Raw genomic sequence first — 17,509 nt, forward strand, 5'->3', positions numbered from 1 at the left:
ACCGACGCGGCCGACCGGGCCGTCATCGAAGCCCATATCGGCAAGCGCTGCACGCCGCCGGCATTCTGAGGAGACACGTGATGCACCCCACGACCACAACAGGGGCCGCGCTGGCAGCGGCCTGCATGCTCGCCGCCTGCGGCGGCTCGTCCAGCGGCCCCGCCACCGAAGCGCCCACCCCGCAGCCGCCGAACATCCTGTTCGTGGTGATGGACGACGTGGGCATCGACCAGATGCGCAGCTTCGGCTACGGCGGCCAGGACGCGCCGCCCATGCCCAACATGGAGGCCGTGGCGAATGCGGGCGTCAAGTTCCGCAACACCTGGTCCATGCCCGAATGCTCGCCGGGCCGGGCCGCGTTCTTCACCGGGCGCTACCCGCTGCGCACGAACATGTACCAGGCGCTGGGGCCCAACGACCTCGCCAACTCGCAGCTCTCGCCGCACGACGCGACCGTGCCCAAGCTGCTCAAGGCGGCGGGGTACGAGAACGCGATGTTCGGCAAATTCCACCTCGCCGGCCCCGAGCACAACGAGGCGGGCAACTCCACCCCGCTGCAACTGGGCTGGGACCATTTCTACGGCTGGGTCGGCGGGCTGCCCGGCTCGGTGGACACCACGGCGGGCGGTGCCTATGGCGCGGGCGCGTGGTCCTGCGGCTTCTACCCGCACCATTTCGCCGGGGCCTGCCACTTCGCGGACGGCGCGTGCGAGGACATGCCTCAGCCCGCGCTCTCCGAGGACGCGACCGGCCTGCAATGCCTGGCCAAGGGCGGCGTCTTCGTGGACCGCCACCGGTGCGGCACGCCCCTGCCCGCCAGCGCGCGGCTGGACTTCGGCCGCGAGAACGCCTACTACGTCTCGCCCCTGGTCGTCATCGACGGCGGCCGCACCGAGGTCGTGCCGCTCACCGACGCGCGCGCCCGCGGCTACCGCACCACCATCGAGACCGACGCCGCCATCCGCTGGATCAAGGCCCGCCCGGCGGGCACGCCCTGGATGGCGACCGTGAGCTACTCCGCCGCCCACACACCCTGGCAGCACGCGCCCAAGCGCCTCACGCCCCTGAGCAGCCCGCGCCTGTCGGGCAACGTGCTGGACTGCACCAGCCCCGTGGCCGGGCGCGCCATCCAGAACCAGATGACCGAGGCCATGGACACCGAGTTCGGCCGCCTGCTGGTGGAGACCGGCCTGGCCGCGCGCGCCGACGACGGCAGCCTGCGCTACGACCCGCAGGCCGCCAACACCGTCATCGTGGTCGTGGGCGACAACGGCTCGCTGGGCTACGCGGTCAAGCCGCCGTTCAGCCTGCCGCTGGCCAAGGGCACCTCGTACCAGACGGGGGTGTGGGTGCCGCTGATCGTGGCCGGGCCGCAGGTGGCCGCGCCGGGCCGCGCGGTGGAGCACATGGTCAACACCGTGGACCTGTTCCAGCTCTTCGGCGAGCTGGCGGGCATCGCCGACGTGCACGCGCAGGTGCCGCGCACCGTCGACTCGGCGGGCCTGCTGCCCTACCTGACCACGCCCGCCCAGGCCAGCCTGCGCACCGTCAACTTCACCCAGTCGGGTGTCAATATCCAGGCGGGGGCGGCCGCAACGGCCCCTGCGTGATGAACCGCACCAGCAGCCAGGCCGGAAGCTGCACGCAGATCCCCACCTCCAAGGGCGTCTGCGAGGACAACGGCGGCGTCTGGTGGGGGCCGGGCTATACCGACGCCTCCGTCGTCGGCAACGGCGGCGCGGGCTACGCGCAGTGCTGGGAGGTGAACCGCGCCATCACCGCCGCGGGCGCCGCGCCCGGGCCGCTGGCCGTGCTGCCCGAGCGCACGCTCGCCATCCGCGACGAGCACTACAAGCTGGTGCGCAACACCACGGTGAATCACGACAGCGCCACGGGTGGCAGCCGCGAGGACGTGTCCACCGAGTTCTACGCCATCGACCAGGCCCCCGGCACCCCCTTGCTGGAAGACCCCGCCGCCAACGACCTGCTGCGCGGCCCGCTCACCCCCGCGCAGCAGAACGCCTACACCGCGCTCACCGCCAAGCTGGACGAGCTGCTGGCCTCCGAGCCCGACTGTCCCGGCGACGGCAACAAGGACGGCGTGGTGGACGCGCAGGATCTCTCGAACTGGCGCCGCATCGCCCAGGGCTGGGGCCTGTCCAGCGTCTACGACTTCCTGTTCGACGGCCGCACCGACGCGGCGGACGAGCAGGTCATCCAGCAGCACATGGGCATGGCCTGCCCCAAGCGCCATGGCGTCTATTGAAATGCGCAGGCGCTGGCTGCTGGGCGGCGGCGTTGCCCTGGCGGCGGCGGGCATCACCGGCTGGCGGGCCCTGCGGTCCGCACCCGCTCGCCCCGCCGTCGTGCTGGGCGACGGCGTGAACGGCCCCCAGGGCATGGCCTGGGTGCCGGGCGGCACCTTCCTCATGGGCAGCGACCACCCGCTCGCCCAGCCCAACGAACGCCCGGCGCACCCGGTGCGCGTCCAGGGCTTCTGGATGGACACGGCCCATGTCACCAACGACCAGTTCGCCGCCTTCGTGCGCGAGACCGGCTACGTCACCACCGCGGAGCGCAAGCCCGACTGGGACACCATCCGCGTGCAGCTGCCCCCCGGCACGCCCCGCCCGCCCGATGCGGTGCTGGTGCCCGGCGCCATGGTGTTCGTGGGCACCAGCGCCCCTGTGCGCCTGGACGACTACGCCCAATGGTGGCGCTACGTGCCCGGCGCCGACTGGCGCCATCCCCAGGGCCCAGGCAGTTCCATCGACGGCAAGGGCGACCACCCCGTGGTGCAGGTCAGCCATGAGGACGCGCGGGCCTATGCCCGCTGGGCGGGCAAGCGCCTGCCGACCGAGGCCGAATGGGAGTTCGCCGCGCGCGGCGGACTGGAGCAGGCCACCTACGCCTGGGGCGACGAGGTTCGGCCCGGCGGCGAGCTGCAGGCCAACTACTGGGACACGCGCTCCCGTCCCTTCCCCGTGGTCAGCGCCCAAACGGGCGGCGCGGCGAGCACGCTGCCGGTGAAGACCTTCCCCGCCAACGGCTACGGCCTGCACGACATGACCGGCAACGCCTGGCAGTGGGTGGCCGACTGGTACCGGGCGGACCAGTTCGCCCGGGAGTCGGCGGGCGGCGGGCGCGGCCCGATGGAAAACCCGCAAGGCCCCGCCCGGTCGTTCGACCCCGACGAGCCCGGCGCGCCGGCCGACGCACCCAAGCGCGTGATCCGGGGCGGCTCGTTCCTGTGCAACGAGGACTACTGCCTGTCCTACCGCCCCAGCGCGCGGCGCGGCAGCGACCCGCACAGCCCCATGTCGCACGTGGGGTTCCGGCTGGCCAGGGACAGCGGATGAGGATATGAGCCCAATCGGGCTCCAGCGCTTATCCATAAAGCGCTGGCAGCTACATTTTCAATAGCAATCAGTCCTTTTGCTGCTCGAAGATGCGGTTGATGCGCAGCGCCGCCAGAGTGCACACCACGCCCGAGAGCAGGTACAGCGTCACCGCGCCCAGGCCGAAGCGCGCGGACAGCCCCAGCGCCACCAGCGGCGCGAAGGCCGCGCCGAAGAGCCAGGCCAGGTCGGCCGAGAGCGCAGCGCCCGTGTAGCGGTAGTGCGTGGAGAAGTTGGCGGTCACGGTGCCCGACGCCTGCCCGTACGACAGCCCCAGCAGCACGAAGCCCGCCAGCAGGAAGATGTTGCTGCCCCCTCGCTGTCCAGCAGCCAGGGCGTGGCCAGGCTGAACAGGCCGATCAGCACCGCCATGGAGCCCAGCAGGGTGCGCCGGCCCACGTGGTCGGCCAGCTTGCCGGACACGGCCACGGCACCCGCCGCGAGGAAGGCGCCCACGATCTGCACGCCCAGCACTTCGGTCATGGAGCGCTCGGAGTACAGCGAGATCCACGACAGCGGGAACACCGTCACCACGTGGAACAGCGCGAAACTGGCCAGGGCCGCGAAGGCGCCCAGCACCACGTTGCCCCCCTCGTCGCGCATGAGGCGCGCCACGCCCACGGGCTCCAGCTCCTTTTCCTCCAGCAGCTCGGCATAGGACTGGCCCACCACCAGGCGCAGGCGGGCGAACAGCGCCACCACGTTGATGGCGAAGGCCACGCAGAACGGATAGCGCCAGCCCCAGGAGAGGAATTCCTCGTGCGTGAGGCTGCCGTAGAGGTAGGCGAACAGGCCGGCCGCCAGGATGAAGCCCAGCGGCGCGCCCAGCTGCCCCACCATCGAATACCAGCCGCGCCGCTCCTTGGGCGCGGCCATGGCCAGCAGCGACGGCAGGCCGTCCCACGAGCCGCCCAGCGCCAGCCCCTGGCCGAAGCGCAGCACGGCCAGCGCGACGATGGCGGCCATGCCCGCCGCGTTGTAGCTGGGCAGGAAGGCCATGCTCACCGTGCACGAGCCCAGCAGGAACAGCGCCAGCGTGAGCTTGGTGCCGCGCCCCCAGCGCCGCTGCACCGCCATGGAGAGGGCCGTGCCGAACGGCCGCGCGACGAAGGCGATGGCGAAGATGGCGAATGCCATCAAGGTGCCGTCCAGGCGCGACAGGAAGGGGAACAGGAACGACGGAAAGACCAGCACGCAGGCGATCCCGAAGACGAAGAAATCGAAATACTCCGACGAGCGCCCGATGATCACGCCCACGGCGATCTCGCCAGGGGTGACGTCCTCGTCCGTGTGGGCGCGCGAAAGGGAGGCCGCACTCTCGTGTCCGTACACGGGATATGCGATGGAACCGCTACTCATACCGATGCTCCTTGGCTCAAGACATATGCACGGCACCGTTCTACACGCAAGCCCATCGGTCAACAAGTGCGCTTTCACTGACATCGGCCGTCAGAAACCCTCGCGCCATATCAACCATGGGCGGTTTCACCCTGGTGCAAGCCCCTGGTTTTGACCCTGGACAAAATGTCCAATCGACAGGCGCGCTAGGCGCTATTACATTGTCCGCCACCCCGTAATTCGCGTTTACACCTAAGCGCGCCTTTGTCTCGCCTCTAGCATGCCCATACCCACGCACCTCCGCAGGCCCGCCTGGCTGACGGCCGCCGCCGCGACCGCCGCCCTGGCCGGCTGCAGCAAGGCCGTCGTCCTCAACCCCGCGGGCGACATCGCCGCCCAGCAGGGCGACCTCGTGGTCACCGCCACCTTGCTGATGCTGATCATCATCGTGCCGGTGATCCTGCTCACGCTCCTGTTCGCCTGGAAGTACCGCCAGGGCAACACCGAGGCCGAGTACGACCCGGACTGGCACCACTCGACCTCGCTGGAGCTGGTGATCTGGACCGTGCCGCTGATGATCATCATCGCCCTGGGCGCGCTGACCTGGATCAGCACCCACAAGCTCGACCCCTACCGGCCGCTGGACCGCATCGACGCCACCCGCACCCTGCCCGCCGACGCCCGACCGCTGGAGGTGCAGGTCGTGGCGATGGACTGGAAGTGGCTGTTCTTCTACCCCGAGCAGGGCATCGCCACGGTGAACGAGCTGGCCGCGCCGGTGGACCGCCCCATCCTGTTCAAGCTCACGGCCACCTCGACCATGAACGCGTTCTACGTGCCCGACCTGGCCGGCATGATCTACGCCATGCCCGGCATGCAGACCGAGCTGAACGCCGTGATCAACAAGCCCGGTGTGTTCCACGGGCTGGCCTCGCACTACAGCGGGCCGGGGTTCTCGGGCATGACCTTCAAGTTCCATGGGCTGTCCGAGGGCGATTTCGCCCAGTGGGTGCACAAGGCCCAGCAGGAGGGCAAGCCGCTGGACAAGACCACGTACCTGCAGCTGGCCAAGCCCAGCGAGCGCGACCCGGTGCAGCGCTTCTCCAGCGTGGAGGAAGGCCTGTACCACAAGGTGCTCAACCGCTGCGTGGAAGACGGCCGGATGTGCATGCACGACATGATGGCCATCGACGCGCGCGGCGGCGAAACTTTCCTGAAGGCCAGCGGCGCCACGCTGCCGCGCGAGGTGTGCACGGCGAGCGACGCGCCCCGCATCGTCGCCGCGCTGGAGGCAGACGCCGTCCAGGCCACCACCCCACAGTGAATCCGAGCCGAGAAATCCGATATGTCTGAACACACTACCCCGGCCCAAGCCCACTGGCTGCTGGGACGCATCACCTGGGACTCCATCCCGATGGCGCACGAGCCCATCGTGCTGTGGACCTTCGTCGCGGTGGTCCTGGGCGGCCTCGTGATGCTGGCCGCCCTCACCAAGTTCCGCCTGTGGAGCCCGCTGTGGCGCGACTGGATCTGCAGCATCGACCACAAGCGGATCGGGATCATGTACATGATCCTCGGCCTGGTCATGTTCCTGCGCGGCTTCGCCGACGCGGTGATGATGCGCCTGCAGCAGTCCATGGCCTTCGGCGAGAGCATGGGCTACCTGCCGCCGCACCACTACGACCAGATCTTCACCGCCCACGGCGTGATCATGATCTTCTTCGTGGCGATGCCGTTCGTCACGGGCCTGATGAACTACCTCGTGCCGCTGCAGATCGGCGCGCGCGACGTGTCCTTCCCGTTCCTGAACAACTTCAGCTTCTGGATGACCACGGGCGGCGCCGTGCTGGTGATGCTGTCGCTGTTCCTGGGCGAGTTCTCCACAGCCGGCTGGCTGGCCCTCTCCAACCTGGGCGCGCAGAATCCGGGCGTGGGGCTGGACTACTACATCTGGGGCCTGCAGGTCGCGGGAGTGGGGACCACCTTGTCGGGCATCAACCTGATCGTGACCATCATCAAGATGCGCGCGCCGGGCATGAACCTGATGAAGATGCCCGTGTTCACCTGGACCGCCCTGTGCACCAACGCGCTGATCGTGGCCACCTTTCCCATCCTGACGGCCGCGCTGGCGCTGATGACGCTGGACCGCTACGTGGGCACGAACTTCTTCACGAACGACCTGGGCGGCAACTCCATGCTGTACGTGAACCTGATCTGGATCTGGGGCCACCCCGAGGTCTACATCCTGGTGCTGCCCGCGTTCGGCGTGTTCTCCGAGGTCGTGGCCACGTTCAGCCGCAAGCGCCTGTTCGGCTACACCTCCATGGTGTATGCGACGGTGTGTATCACCATCCTGTCGTACCTGGTGTGGCTGCACCACTTCTTCACCATGGGCTCGGGCGCCACGGTGAACACCTTCTTCGGCATCACGACGATGATCATCTCGATCCCGACGGGCGCCAAGATCTTCAACTGGCTGTTCACCATGTACAAGGGCCGCATCCACTTCACCGTGCCCATGCTGTGGACGGTGGGCTTCATGTGCACCTTCGCCATCGGCGGCATGACCGGCGTGCTGCTGGCCGTGCCCCCGGCCGACTTCGTGCTGCACAACAGCCTGTTCCTGATCGCGCACTTCCACAACGTCATCATCGGCGGCGTGGTGTTCGCGGTGTTCGCCGGCATCAACTACTGGTTCCCCAAGGCCTTCGGCTACAAGCTCGACGAGTTCTGGGGCAAGTGCTCGTTCTGGTTCTGGCTGGTGGGCTTCTGGGTGGCGTTCACGCCGCTGTACATCCTGGGCCTGATGGGCGTGACGCGCCGCGCCAACCATTTCGAGGACCCGTCGCTGCAGATCTGGTTCATCATCGCCGCCTGCGGCGCCGCGCTGATCGCCCTGGGCATCGCCTGCTTCTTCGTGCAGCTCGTCGTGAGCTACCTGCGCCGCGACCAGCTGCGCGACGTGACCGGCGACCCCTGGGGCGGCCGCACGCTGGAGTGGGCCACCTCCTCGCCCCCGCCGCAGTACAACTTCGCCTTCACGCCCATGGTGCACGAGATCGATGCCTGGTGGGACATGAAGAAGCACGGCTACAAGCGCCCGCTCGCCGGCTTCCAGCCCATCCACATGCCGGCCAACACCGGCGCGGGCATCGTGATCGCCACGCTGTCCACGCTGTTCGGCTTCGCCATGATCTGGCACATGTGGCCGCTGGCCGCCGCCTCGTTCGCGGCCACCGTGCTGGCGTCGATCATCCATACCTTCAACTACAAGCGTGACTACTACATCCCGGCCGCCGACGTGGCCACCGTGGAAGCGACGCGCACCCAGCAGCTTGCAGCAGCCCATGTCTGATACCCACACCCTCGCAGCCGGCGGCGCGGCCGCCCTGGCACCGCGCGCCTACCACCCCGCGCACGAGCCCCATCCGGAGAACGGCACCTCGCTGGGCTTCTGGCTCTACCTGATGAGCGACTGCCTCATCTTCGCCGCCCTGTTCGCCACCTACGGCGTGCTGGGCCGCAGTTACGCGGCCGGCCCCACGGGCAAGGAGCTGTTCGACCTGGGCCTGGTGGCCCTGAACACGGCCTTCCTGCTGCTGTCGTCGATCACCTTCGGCTTCGCCATGCTGCAAAAGCAGCAGAAGAACGTGCGCGGCACGCTGGCCTGGCTGGCCGTCACCGGCCTGCTCGGCCTGGCCTTCCTGGCCGTGGAGCTGTACGAGTTCGCCCACCTCATCCACCAGGGCGCCACGCCCCAGCGCAGCGCCTTCCTGTCGGCGTTCTTCACGCTGGTCGGCACCCACGGGCTGCACGTCACCTTCGGCCTGATCTGGCTCGTCACGCTGATGCTGCAGATCCGCAAGCACGGCCTGATTGCCGAGAACGTGCGCCGCGTCAACTGCCTGTCCATGTTCTGGCACTTCCTGGACGTGGTCTGGATCGGCGTCTTCACCTTTGTCTATCTCATGGGGGTGCTTTGAATGAGCGCGCATGAACTCCACGCCGGCCATGGCGGCGACCACCACGACGACCACCACGGCCATGACGACGACCTGCACGTCACCCGCTCGGACTACGTCAAGGGCTTCATCCTGGCCGTCATCCTCACGGCCATCCCGTTCTGGCTGGTCATGGCCGGCGTGATCCAGAACCGCACTACCGCCGTGCTCGTGCTGGGCGTGCTCGCGGCCGTGCAGATCGTCGTCCACATGGTCTACTTCCTGCACATGAACGGCAAGATCCAGGGCGGCTGGACCATGCTGTCCACCCTGTTCACCATCGTCTTCGTGGCCGTCACCCTCGCGGGTACGCTGTGGGTCATGTTCCACATGAACGCGAACATGATGCCCTCACACGCCAACCCCATGACCGGTCAGCCGCAGGTGGGCGAACACCACCACACCGCGCCTTGAGCGCAGCGCAGGCGGGCCCGCTGCCGCGCCCGCACTCCGATCTGACGATGGCGATGCTCGCGCTGGCGGGCATCGCCTTGTTCGTTGTGTTCAGCGCGCTCGGCTGGTGGCAGGTGGAGCGCCGCACCTGGAAGCTGGCGCTGATGGAGCGCGTGGAGCAGCGCCTGCACGCCGCGCCCATCCCCCTGCCCCCGCCCGCCGGCTGGCCGCAGGTCACTGCCGCCAGCCACGAATACCAGCCCGTGCGCGCCCAGGGCCGCTGGCTGGAGCGCAAGACCGTGCTGACCCAGGCCGCCACCGTGCTGGGCGCGGGCTTCTGGGTGCTCACCCCGCTGCAGCTCGACACCGGCGGCCAGGTGCTGGTCAACCGCGGCTTCATCCCCGAAGCCCAGCGCGCGCCCTGGCTGGCCGCCGCGGCCCAGGCGCCGGACAGCCCCTCCGTGCAGGTCGAGGGCCTGCTGCGCATGGCCGAGCCCGGCGGCGGCTTCCTGCGCCGTAACGACCCCGCGCAGCAACGCTGGCATTCGCGCGACGTGGCCGCCATCGCCCAGGCGCAGGGGCTGGCGCAGGCGGCGCCCTTCTTCATCGACGCCGGCATTCCGGACGCGCGCGCGCCGCATCCCGCGCCGGAGGATGCGCCCGCCAGCGCCGGCCCCTGGCCGCGCCCGGGCATGACGGTGGTGCGCTTCCACAACAGCCACTTCGTGTACGCCGTCACCTGGTTCGGCCTGGCGGCCATGGTGGCGGCGGCGGCGGTGTATGTGGCACGCTACGAGCTCCGGCTGCGTGCCGCCCATCGCCTGTCCACCCGCCATGAGCCCCCGCTCTGACTCCGCCACGCCCCCTGCCCTGAAAGCCCGCTCGGCCGACGCCGCGGCAGGGCTCAAGAACCTGCACCAGCTCATCCAGCTGCGCTGGATCGCGGTCATCGGGCAGATCTTCACCATCGAGGTCGCGCACTACAGCCTGAACCTGGCACTGCCCCTGCGCGAGATGCTCATGGTGGTGGGCTGCCTCGCGGCATTCAACGTGGTGAGCTTCCTGCGCTGGCGCACCGGCCGCGGCGTGCGCAACGTGGAGCTGTTCCTGGCCTTGCTGGTGGACGTGGCGGTGCTCACCGTGCAGCTCTACCTGAGCGGCGGCGCCAGCAACCCCTTCGTGTTCCTCTACCTGCTGCAGATCACGCTGGGCGCCGCCCTGCTGCGCAGCGCCTACGTGTGGGGCATGGTGCTCATCGCGGCACTGTGCGTCGTGCTGCTGACACGCTACGCCCTGCCGCTGCCCCTGGCGCCCGACTTCTCGCGCGGGCTGGCCAGCCCCTACGTGCTGGGGCTGCTGGTGTGCTTCATGCTCAACGCGGGGCTGGTGGTGATCTTCATCCATCGCATCGGACGCAACCTGCGCCAGCGCGACACGCGCCTGGCCGCCATCCGCCAGCGGGCGGCTGAGGAGGAGCACATCGTGCGCATGGGCCTGCTGGCCTCCGGCGCGGCGCACGAGCTGGGCACGCCCTGTCCACCCTGGCCGTCATCCTGGGCGACTGGCGGCGCGACCCGGCGCTGGCGCGCGACGCCGCGCTGCAGGAGGAAATCGCCGAGATGCAGGCCCAGGTGCAGCGCTGCAAGACCATCGTCAGCGGCATCCTGCTGTCGGCCGGCGAGGCGCGCGGCGAGGCCTCGGCCCAGACCACCGTCTGCCAGTTCCTCGACACGCTGGCGCGCGACTGGCGCACCACGCGCTCGGTAGACACGTTCGCCTACGACAACCGCTTCGGCGAGGACAGCCCCATGGTCGCCGATGCCACGCTGGAGCAAATGGTTTTCAACGTGCTGGACAATGCACGCGATGCATCGCCCCACTGGGTCGGCCTGGAGGCCGAGCGCGACGCAGGCAGCGATGCGCTGCGCATCATCGTCAGCGACCGGGGCACCGGCTTCGCGCCCGCCATGCTCCAGCAGTTCGGCAAGCCCTACCAGTCCAGCAAGGGCCGCCCCGGCGGCGGGCTGGGCCTGTTCCTGGCGATGAACGTCGCGCGCACCCTGGGCGGCAGCGTGCAGGCCCGCAACCGCGACGATGGCGGCGCCGTCGTCACCATCACGCTGCCGCTGGCCTCCGTCGCGATGCGGGAGATTTGACGACACCATGAACGCCGACACCGAACGCCTGCTGCTCATCGTGGAGGACGACGAGGCCTTCGCGCGCACGCTCGCGCGCTCCTTCGAGCGGCGCGGCTACCGCGTGCTGCACGCCGACAGCCTCGCGCGCACCCAGGAGTTGCTCGCCACCCACACGCCGGGCTACGCGGTGGTGGACCTGAAGCTCAAGGGCGAGGCCACGGGCTTGGCCTGCGTGCGCGCGCTGCACGCGCACAGCGAAGAAATGCTCATCGTCGTGCTCACGGGCTACGCCAGCATCGCCACCGCCGTGGAAGCCGTGAAGCTCGGCGCCTGCCACTACCTCGCCAAACCCTCCAACACCGACGACATCGAGGCCGCCTTCGGCCTCGCCGAAGGCAACGCCGACATGGAACTCACCAACCGCTCCAGTTCCATCAAGACGCTGGAGTGGGAGCGCATCCATGAGGTGCTGGCCGAGACGGGCTTCAACATCACCGAGGCCGCACGGCGCCTGGGCATGCACCGGCGCACGCTCACGCGCAAGCTCGACAAGCGCCGCGTCTGAGAACGTGTTTACGCTCTAAGCCAGAACCATGTGGCTGCCCAGCAGCAGCAGCCCCACCATCAGGCAGCGGCGGAACCACACCGGCGACAGGCGCTGGCGCAGCCGCCCGCCCAGCGCCATCCCCAGCAGCGCGGGCGCCAGCATCAGCAGCGACCAGCCCAGCGCGGCACCCGAAAAGCTGGCGTTGCCCGCCAATCCCACGGCCAGCGCCAGGGTGGAGACGGTGAAGCTCAGGCCCATGGCCTGCACGAACGCATCGCGCTGCAGCCCCAGCGCCTGCAGGTAAGGCACCGCCGGCACCACGAAGACGCCGGTGGCGGCAGTCACCAGCCCGGTGGCCGCACCCACCAGCGGGCCCAGCCAGCGCTGCACGCGCGGCGGCGCATGCAGCACCGCCCCGGCCAGCGACCACAGCGCATAGGCGATCAGCGCCCCGCCCAGCGCCACGCGTGCCCAGGCCCCGGCAGGTGCGCCCAGCAACCACGCACCCAGCCACGTCCCCACGCACACGCCCAGCAGCAGCCCCGCGAGACGCCGCGCCAGCGGCGCGAGCGTGCCCCAGGGCCGCATCTGCCAGACGTTGGTGACGAGAGAGGGAACGACCAGCAGCGCCGCCGCCTCGGCCGGCGGCAGGCGCAGCGCCAGCAGGCCCATGGCCACGGTGGGCAGGCCCAGCCCCACCACGCCCTTGACGAGCCCGGCCAGCACGAAGATGGCCAGGGCCACGGGCAGCCAGGGCGGCAGCGATGCGAGCGTCATGCGGGAATCCTTTCCATGAAGATGCGGCCGATTGTTCCGCCCTGGTGCGCGCATGCCAATGCGGCATTGGCGCACCCCGCCTTCGCCCTGGCCGAAGGCTGCTAAGGTGGCGAGATGCATTTCGACCTGACCGACCTGCGCTTGTTCGTGCACGTGCACGAGGCCGGCTCCATCACCGGCGGCGCGCAGCGCAGCCACCTCGCGCTGGCCTCGGCCAGCGAGCGCATCCGCGCCATGGAGGCCGGACTGGGCGCGCCGCTGCTGGTGCGCGGCCCGCGCGGCGTGCAGCCCACGGCGGCGGGCCGCACGCTGCTGCACCACGCGCGCCAGGTGCTGCGGCAGATGGAGCACCTGCGCGGCGACATGGCCGGCCACGGCGCGGGCCTGGCGGGCCACGTGCGCCTGCTGTGCAATACCTCGGCGCTGGGCGAGCACCTGCCGCCGCTGCTGCCCGCCTTCCTGGCCGCGCACCCGCGCGTGTCGGTGGAACTGCAGGAGCGCGGCAGCCAGGACATCGCCGACGCCGTGCGCGGCGGGCTGGCCGAGCTGGGCGTGGCCTCCGACGCGGTGGACCTGCAGGGCCTGGCCACCCTGCCCTTCCGCCCCGACCCTCTGGTGCTCGCCGTGCCCGCCGCGCACGCGCTGGCCGGCGCACGGGCCGTGCACCTGGAGCAGGTGCTCCATGAAGACTTCATCGGCCTCCCGCACGACAGCGCGCTGCAGGCCATGGTCGGCACCCAGGCGCGCCGCCTGGGCCGGCGGCTGGACTACCGCGCCCGGCTGGGCCATCTGGAGGCCGTGTGCCGCCTCGTGGGCCTGGGCGCGGGCGTGGCCGTGGTGCCGCAGGCGGCGGCGCGCCGGCATGCGCGGGCGCTGCGCATCCGCCCCGTGCCGCTGGCCGACGGCTGGGCCCGGCGCTCGCTGGTGCTGTGCATGCAGGACCTGGCGGCCCTGCCGCCGTTCACGCGGCGGCTGGTGGAGCACCTGCGGACGGATTCATAGTCTTTTTACCTCCAGCGCTTGCGCAGCAAGCGCCAGCAGCTATTTTTTTTGAAGCGAAAATTACCCGCGTGGCTCGCCCCGCCATGGCGCATCGGCGAAAATCCCGCCCCATGACCCTGAAAGCCCCCGAACTGCTGCTGCCCGCCGGCTCGCTCGACAAGATGCGCGCGGCGTACGACTTTGGCGCCGATGCCGTCTACGCCGGCCAGCCGCGCTACAGCCTGCGCGCGCGCAACAACGAATTCCGCCTGGAGCAGATCGCCCAGGGCATCCAGGAAGCGCACCAGCGCGGCAAGAAATTCTTCGTCACCAGCAACCTGATCGCGCACAACGACAAGGTGCGCACCTACCTGCGCGACATCGAGCCGGTGATCGAGTGCAAGCCCGACGCCTTCATCATGGCCGACCCCGGCCTGATCATGATGGTCAAGGAGAAGTGGCCGGAGACCGAGGTGCACCTCTCCGTGCAGGCCAACACCACCAACTGGGCGACGGTGAAGTTCTGGCAGAAGGCGGGCGTGTCGCGCATCATCCTCTCGCGCGAGCTGAGCCTGGACGAGGTCGAGAAGATCCGCCAGGAATGCCCGGACATGGAGATCGAGGTGTTCGTGCACGGGGCCCTGTGCATCGCCTACTCGGGCCGCTGCCTGCTCTCGGGCTACTTCAACCGGCGCGACCCCAACCAGGGCACCTGCACCAACGCCTGCCGCTGGGAATACAAGACGTACGATGCGGCCGTCGACCCCAACACCGGCGAGGCGCTGGCGCAGACGATGGAGAACGGCTTCGACTTCGCGCAGGCGCGCGAGGAGGCCGACAGCCAGTTCACCAGCACCTGCGGTGGCGGGGCGCGCCACCCCCAGGCCGACCAGGTCTACCTGATCGAGGAAAAGGGCCGTCCCGGCGAGCTGATGCCCATCATGGAGGACGAGCACGGCACGTACATCATGAACAGCAAGGACCTGCGCGCAGTGGAGCACGTGGAGCGCCTCGTGAAGATCGGCGTCGATTCGCTCAAGATCGAGGGCCGCACCAAGAGCCTGTATTACGTGGCCCGTACCGCCCAGGTCTACCGCCGCGCCATCGACGACGCCGTGGCCGGCCGTCCGTTCAACCCGCACCTCATCACCGAGCTGGAAGGCCTGGCCAACCGCGGCTACACCGGCGGCCTGCTGGAGCGCCGCCCGGCCAACGACTACCAGAACTACGAGACGGGCAACAGCGTACTGCAGCGCGCCCACTTCGTCGGCGAGGTGCGCGGCTACGCGGGCGGCATGGCCGAGGTGGAGACCAAGAACCGCTTCCAGGTCGGCGACACGCTGGAGATCATCCACCCGCAGGGCAACCGCCAGGTGCGGCTGGAGACCATGTTCAACCTCGACGGCGAGCCCGTGCAGGTGGCCCAGGGCAACCCGGTGCGCGTGCGCATCCCGCTCGAAGGGCCCGTGGAGGGCGCGCTGATCGCGCGGCTGCTCTGAATTCCATAGCTTCCAGCGCTTGGCCACCAAGCGCTGGCGGCCAGTTTCCTTATGAAGGCCCTGCGGGCCTTTTGTTTTTGCGACTTTCCATGACCGACATCACCGTCCTTCCCGAACTGCTGGCCTACATCGACCCCCTCACCCCCGAAGAAGACGAAGCGCTGGAGCGCAGCATCCTCGAAGAAGGCTGCCGCGACGCGCTGGTGCTGTGGGGCGACATCCTGGTGGACGGCCACAACCGCCACCGCATCTGCACCAAGCACGGCCTGCCGTTCCAGACGGTGCAGAACACGCGCTTCCAGAACATGGAGGACGTGCACCTGTGGATGATCGACCAGCATCTGGGCCGGCGCAGCGTGTCGGAGTTCCAGCGCGGCGTGCTGGCGCTGCGCAAGCGCGAGATCATCGCCACGCGCCGCGCCACCGCGGCCGCCGCCGTGGTGGCCGCCAAGGCCGAGGCCGCCCAGTCCCCCGACGCCCAGGCCCCGTGGGAAGGCGACACCGACCCCGTGGTGGCCCAGGCGCTCGCCAAGGTGCCCAAGGTGCCCGACGACGCGCTGGACACGCGCGAGGCCCTGGCCCGCGCCGCGCGCCTCACGGCCGCGCAGGTGAAGGCGATCGAGACCATCCACCAGAACGCCGCGCCGGAGGTGGTGGCCGCCGTCAAGTCGGGCGAGCTGTCGCTCAACGCTGCCGCCGTGGTCGCCCAGCTGCCCGTGGACGAGCAAAAAGCCGCTGCCACGGGAGGCGCGCAGGAACTCAAGCAGGCCGCCAAGCGGGTACGCGACGCGAAGAAGAAGCCCAAGGCCGAAGAATCGCCCGCCGCCGCGCAGGACGCCGCACCCGCCGCATCGGCCGACGAACTACGCCAGCGCGTGGCCGAGCTGGAGGCGGAGAACGAGCGCCTGCGCCAGCAGGTCAAGGCACTGCAGGACCTGCTGGCCGAGCAAGGCTAAGCCGGCTGCACCGCCCGCGCGGCGGTGCGGCCGCGGCGCAGGCCCATCCACTGCAGCTCCGCCAGCACCAGCACGGCCGCTGCCTGCACCGCCACGTAGGCCTGGCCCCAGCCGCCCGGCACCAGCGCCGTGTCCCACAGCACCGCCGCGCTGGCCAGCACCCACAGGAAGTTGCCCGCCACGAGCAGCGCCAGAGCGCCCCCTGCGGGCGCAGGCCGCAGCGCCAGCGATCCCGCCAGCAGCACGAAGGGCAGCACCAGCCAGCCGCTGGCCGAGAGCAGCGCGGGCGACAGCCCCAGCAGGCCGGCCAGCGGCTCGGCCGCGGCCAGGTGCAGCGCGGCCATGGCGCCGCCCGCAGCGGCATCGGCCCAGAGCACCCGGCGCAGGCCGGTGGCGGAGGTGAGAGAAGCGATGAAGGACATGGAAGACTCCCGAGGGGGTTGAACAGGGTTGCCATCGTCAGTCCCGGAGGCGCGGTGCGTCCATGACCTGGCAGGTCATGCCCGTGCGGCGCCGGCGGGCCTACCATGCGGGCCATGCACAGTAGCCCGCACTCCATCCCCGCGCCGTTCGGCGAGCGCCTGCGCCACTGGCGCCAGCGCCGCCGGCTCAGCCAGCTCGACCTGGCGCACGCCGCCGAGGTCTCCACGCGCCACCTGAGCTGCGTGGAAACGGGCCGCGCCAGCCCCAGCCGCGACATGGTGCTGCGCCTGGCCCGCCGCCTGGACGTGCCGCTGCGCGAACGCAACGCGCTGCTGGTGGCCGCCGGCTACGCGCCGATGTACCGCGAACGCCCGCTGGACGCGCCCGAGATGGCGGGCGCGCGCGCCGCGGTGCAGCGCATCCTGGACTGCCACGATCCCTGGCCCGCGCTGGCCATGGACCGGCACTGGAACCTGGTCATGGCCAACCGCATCGTGCCCCTGCTGCTGGCCGACGCGGACGCCGAACTGCTGCGCCCGCCCGTGAACGTGCTGCGCCTGAGCCTGCACTCGCGCGGCCTGGCGACGCGCATCGCCAACCTGGGGCAGTGGCGCACCCACCTCTTCGAGCGCCTGCGCCAGCAGATCCACGAAAGCGGCGACGCCGTGCTCGCGGCCCTGCTGCAGGAGCTGCAGGCCTATCCGCAGCCCCCGGACGCTCCCGCGCTGCAGCTGCCCGACGAGCACCTGGGCGTGCTCATGCCGTTCCAGTTCCGCACAGCGGCCGGCATGCTGAACCTGGTGAGCACGACCACCGTGTTCGGCTCGCCCGTGGACGTGACGCTGCAGGAGCTGGCGCTGGAGACCTTCTTCCCGGCGGACGACGCCAGCGCCGCCGCGCTGCGTGTGCTGGCGCAGGGCTGAAACGCTTGAGGCCGAAACAGCCTCCAGCGCTTATGCAGCAAGCGCAGGCAGCTACCAATACATGAGCAAATAAACAAAACCCCGCAGGGCTCGCGCCCGGCGGGGTCGTCACGGGCCGCTGCGCGGCCCTGGCGT

Annotated in this window: 15 protein-coding genes and 2 pseudogenes; 14 read left to right on the forward strand and 3 right to left on the reverse strand. The window is 70.0% G+C overall.

The window, feature by feature from the left end:
- Positions 1-80: 80 nt before the first annotated feature.
- From AAG689_RS13875 to AAG689_RS13885, 3 genes are read left to right on the forward strand one after another with little or no spacing between them, the layout of a single operon-like run.
- Positions 81-1,610: a sulfatase-like hydrolase/transferase gene (locus AAG689_RS13875; protein WP_406622551.1), complete on the forward strand. Its 1,530-nt coding sequence runs from the start codon at positions 81-83 to the stop codon at positions 1,608-1,610.
- Complete coding sequence (locus AAG689_RS13880; protein WP_406622552.1) at positions 1,610-2,266, forward strand: hypothetical protein; 657 nt, start codon at positions 1,610-1,612, stop codon at positions 2,264-2,266. The genes AAG689_RS13875 and AAG689_RS13880 overlap by 1 nt, the downstream gene beginning before the upstream one ends.
- Entirely contained in the window at positions 2,253-3,359 is a 1,107-nt protein-coding gene (locus AAG689_RS13885; RefSeq protein ID WP_406622553.1) for a formylglycine-generating enzyme family protein, read from the forward strand. Before AAG689_RS13880 ends, AAG689_RS13885 begins: the two co-directional genes overlap by 14 nt.
- Positions 3,360-3,426: 67 nt before the next feature.
- Here AAG689_RS13885 and AAG689_RS13890 read toward each other — a convergent pair.
- Positions 3,427-4,757: pseudogene (locus AAG689_RS13890) on the reverse strand (MFS transporter).
- A gap of 259 nt (positions 4,758-5,016) precedes the next feature.
- On the opposite strand from AAG689_RS13890, the gene cyoA reads away from it, so the two are divergent.
- The 7 genes and pseudogenes from cyoA (at position 5,017) to AAG689_RS13925 (ending at position 11,833) form a co-directional block, all read left to right on the forward strand.
- Positions 5,017-6,060 (forward strand): ubiquinol oxidase subunit II, encoded by a 1,044-nt coding sequence (gene cyoA / locus AAG689_RS13895; protein WP_406622554.1) that lies wholly within the window; start codon positions 5,017-5,019, stop codon positions 6,058-6,060.
- 21 nt (positions 6,061-6,081) lie between these two features.
- Positions 6,082-8,091 (forward strand): cytochrome o ubiquinol oxidase subunit I, encoded by a 2,010-nt coding sequence (cyoB, locus tag AAG689_RS13900; RefSeq protein WP_406622555.1) that lies wholly within the window; start codon positions 6,082-6,084, stop codon positions 8,089-8,091.
- The gene (cyoC, locus tag AAG689_RS13905; RefSeq protein WP_406622556.1) at positions 8,084-8,719 is read left to right on the forward strand and encodes a cytochrome o ubiquinol oxidase subunit III; all 636 of its coding nucleotides are present in this window, start codon (positions 8,084-8,086) and stop codon (positions 8,717-8,719) included. The genes cyoB and cyoC overlap by 8 nt, the downstream gene beginning before the upstream one ends.
- Positions 8,720-9,151, forward strand: coding sequence for a cytochrome o ubiquinol oxidase subunit IV (gene cyoD, locus AAG689_RS13910; protein ID WP_406622557.1), 432 nt, complete (start codon positions 8,720-8,722; stop codon positions 9,149-9,151).
- 53 nt (positions 9,152-9,204) lie between these two features.
- Positions 9,205-9,981, forward strand: a complete 777-nt coding sequence (locus AAG689_RS13915; protein WP_406626341.1) for an SURF1 family protein — start codon at positions 9,205-9,207, stop codon at positions 9,979-9,981.
- Positions 9,965-11,286, forward strand: a pseudogene (locus tag AAG689_RS13920) (ATP-binding protein). Before AAG689_RS13915 ends, AAG689_RS13920 begins: the two are co-directional and overlap by 17 nt.
- A gap of 7 nt (positions 11,287-11,293) precedes the next feature.
- The gene (locus AAG689_RS13925; RefSeq protein ID WP_020227427.1) at positions 11,294-11,833 is read left to right on the forward strand and encodes a response regulator transcription factor; all 540 of its coding nucleotides are present in this window, start codon (positions 11,294-11,296) and stop codon (positions 11,831-11,833) included.
- Positions 11,834-11,848: 15 nt separating this feature from the next.
- On the opposite strand, the gene AAG689_RS13930 is transcribed toward AAG689_RS13925, so the two are convergent.
- A complete protein-coding gene (locus AAG689_RS13930; protein WP_406622558.1) occupies positions 11,849-12,592 on the reverse strand; it encodes a sulfite exporter TauE/SafE family protein in 744 nt (247 codons plus the stop codon).
- Between the two features lie 114 nt (positions 12,593-12,706).
- On the opposite strand from AAG689_RS13930, the gene AAG689_RS13935 reads away from it, so the two are divergent.
- The 3 genes from AAG689_RS13935 (at position 12,707) to AAG689_RS13945 (ending at position 16,028) form a co-directional block, all read left to right on the forward strand.
- A complete protein-coding gene (locus AAG689_RS13935) occupies positions 12,707-13,594 on the forward strand; it encodes a LysR family transcriptional regulator (RefSeq protein ID WP_406622559.1) in 888 nt (295 codons plus the stop codon).
- A 110-nt stretch (positions 13,595-13,704) separates the two neighbouring features.
- Entirely contained in the window at positions 13,705-15,072 is a 1,368-nt protein-coding gene (gene yegQ / locus AAG689_RS13940; protein WP_406622560.1) for a tRNA 5-hydroxyuridine modification protein YegQ, read from the forward strand.
- Between the two features lie 89 nt (positions 15,073-15,161).
- Entirely contained in the window at positions 15,162-16,028 is an 867-nt protein-coding gene (locus tag AAG689_RS13945; protein ID WP_406622561.1) for a plasmid replication/partition related protein, read from the forward strand.
- Here the strand turns inward: AAG689_RS13945 and AAG689_RS13950 are convergent.
- Entirely contained in the window at positions 16,025-16,450 is a 426-nt protein-coding gene (locus AAG689_RS13950; RefSeq protein ID WP_406622562.1) for a hypothetical protein, read from the reverse strand. The two genes, AAG689_RS13945 and AAG689_RS13950, sit on opposite strands and share 4 nt — an antisense overlap.
- A gap of 105 nt (positions 16,451-16,555) precedes the next feature.
- Between AAG689_RS13950 and AAG689_RS13955 the strand changes: the two genes are divergently transcribed.
- A complete protein-coding gene (locus AAG689_RS13955) occupies positions 16,556-17,374 on the forward strand; it encodes a helix-turn-helix domain-containing protein (protein ID WP_406622563.1) in 819 nt (272 codons plus the stop codon).
- Positions 17,375-17,509 lie beyond the last annotated feature (135 nt).

This window comes from Acidovorax sp. SDU_ACID1, assembly GCF_045291395.1.
Taxonomy (GTDB): domain Bacteria; phylum Pseudomonadota; class Gammaproteobacteria; order Burkholderiales; family Burkholderiaceae_C; genus MR-S7.

Excerpts from the sequence above, each read along its gene's own strand:
- AAG689_RS13935 (WP_406622559.1), top strand. The coding sequence starts at position 12,707 with ATGCATTTCGACCTGACCGACCTGCGCTTGTTCGTGCACGTGCACGAG.
- AAG689_RS13930 (WP_406622558.1), bottom strand. The coding sequence starts at position 12,592 with ATGACGCTCGCATCGCTGCCGCCCTGGCTGCCCGTGGCCCTGGCCATC.
- AAG689_RS13950 (WP_406622562.1), bottom strand. The coding sequence starts at position 16,450 with ATGTCCTTCATCGCTTCTCTCACCTCCGCCACCGGCCTGCGCCGGGTG.
- cyoC (WP_406622556.1), top strand. The coding sequence starts at position 8,084 with ATGTCTGATACCCACACCCTCGCAGCCGGCGGCGCGGCCGCCCTGGCA.
- AAG689_RS13885 (WP_406622553.1), top strand. The coding sequence starts at position 2,253 with ATGGCGTCTATTGAAATGCGCAGGCGCTGGCTGCTGGGCGGCGGCGTT.
- AAG689_RS13880 (WP_406622552.1), top strand. The coding sequence starts at position 1,610 with ATGAACCGCACCAGCAGCCAGGCCGGAAGCTGCACGCAGATCCCCACC.
- cyoA (WP_406622554.1), top strand. The coding sequence starts at position 5,017 with ATGCCCATACCCACGCACCTCCGCAGGCCCGCCTGGCTGACGGCCGCC.
- AAG689_RS13925 (WP_020227427.1), top strand. The coding sequence starts at position 11,294 with ATGAACGCCGACACCGAACGCCTGCTGCTCATCGTGGAGGACGACGAG.
- AAG689_RS13875 (WP_406622551.1), top strand. The coding sequence starts at position 81 with ATGCACCCCACGACCACAACAGGGGCCGCGCTGGCAGCGGCCTGCATG.
- yegQ (WP_406622560.1), top strand. The coding sequence starts at position 13,705 with ATGACCCTGAAAGCCCCCGAACTGCTGCTGCCCGCCGGCTCGCTCGAC.
- cyoD (WP_406622557.1), top strand. The coding sequence starts at position 8,720 with ATGAGCGCGCATGAACTCCACGCCGGCCATGGCGGCGACCACCACGAC.
- AAG689_RS13915 (WP_406626341.1), top strand. The coding sequence starts at position 9,205 with ATGCTCGCGCTGGCGGGCATCGCCTTGTTCGTTGTGTTCAGCGCGCTC.
- AAG689_RS13955 (WP_406622563.1), top strand. The coding sequence starts at position 16,556 with ATGCGGGCCATGCACAGTAGCCCGCACTCCATCCCCGCGCCGTTCGGC.
- cyoB (WP_406622555.1), top strand. The coding sequence starts at position 6,082 with ATGTCTGAACACACTACCCCGGCCCAAGCCCACTGGCTGCTGGGACGC.
- AAG689_RS13945 (WP_406622561.1), top strand. The coding sequence starts at position 15,162 with ATGACCGACATCACCGTCCTTCCCGAACTGCTGGCCTACATCGACCCC.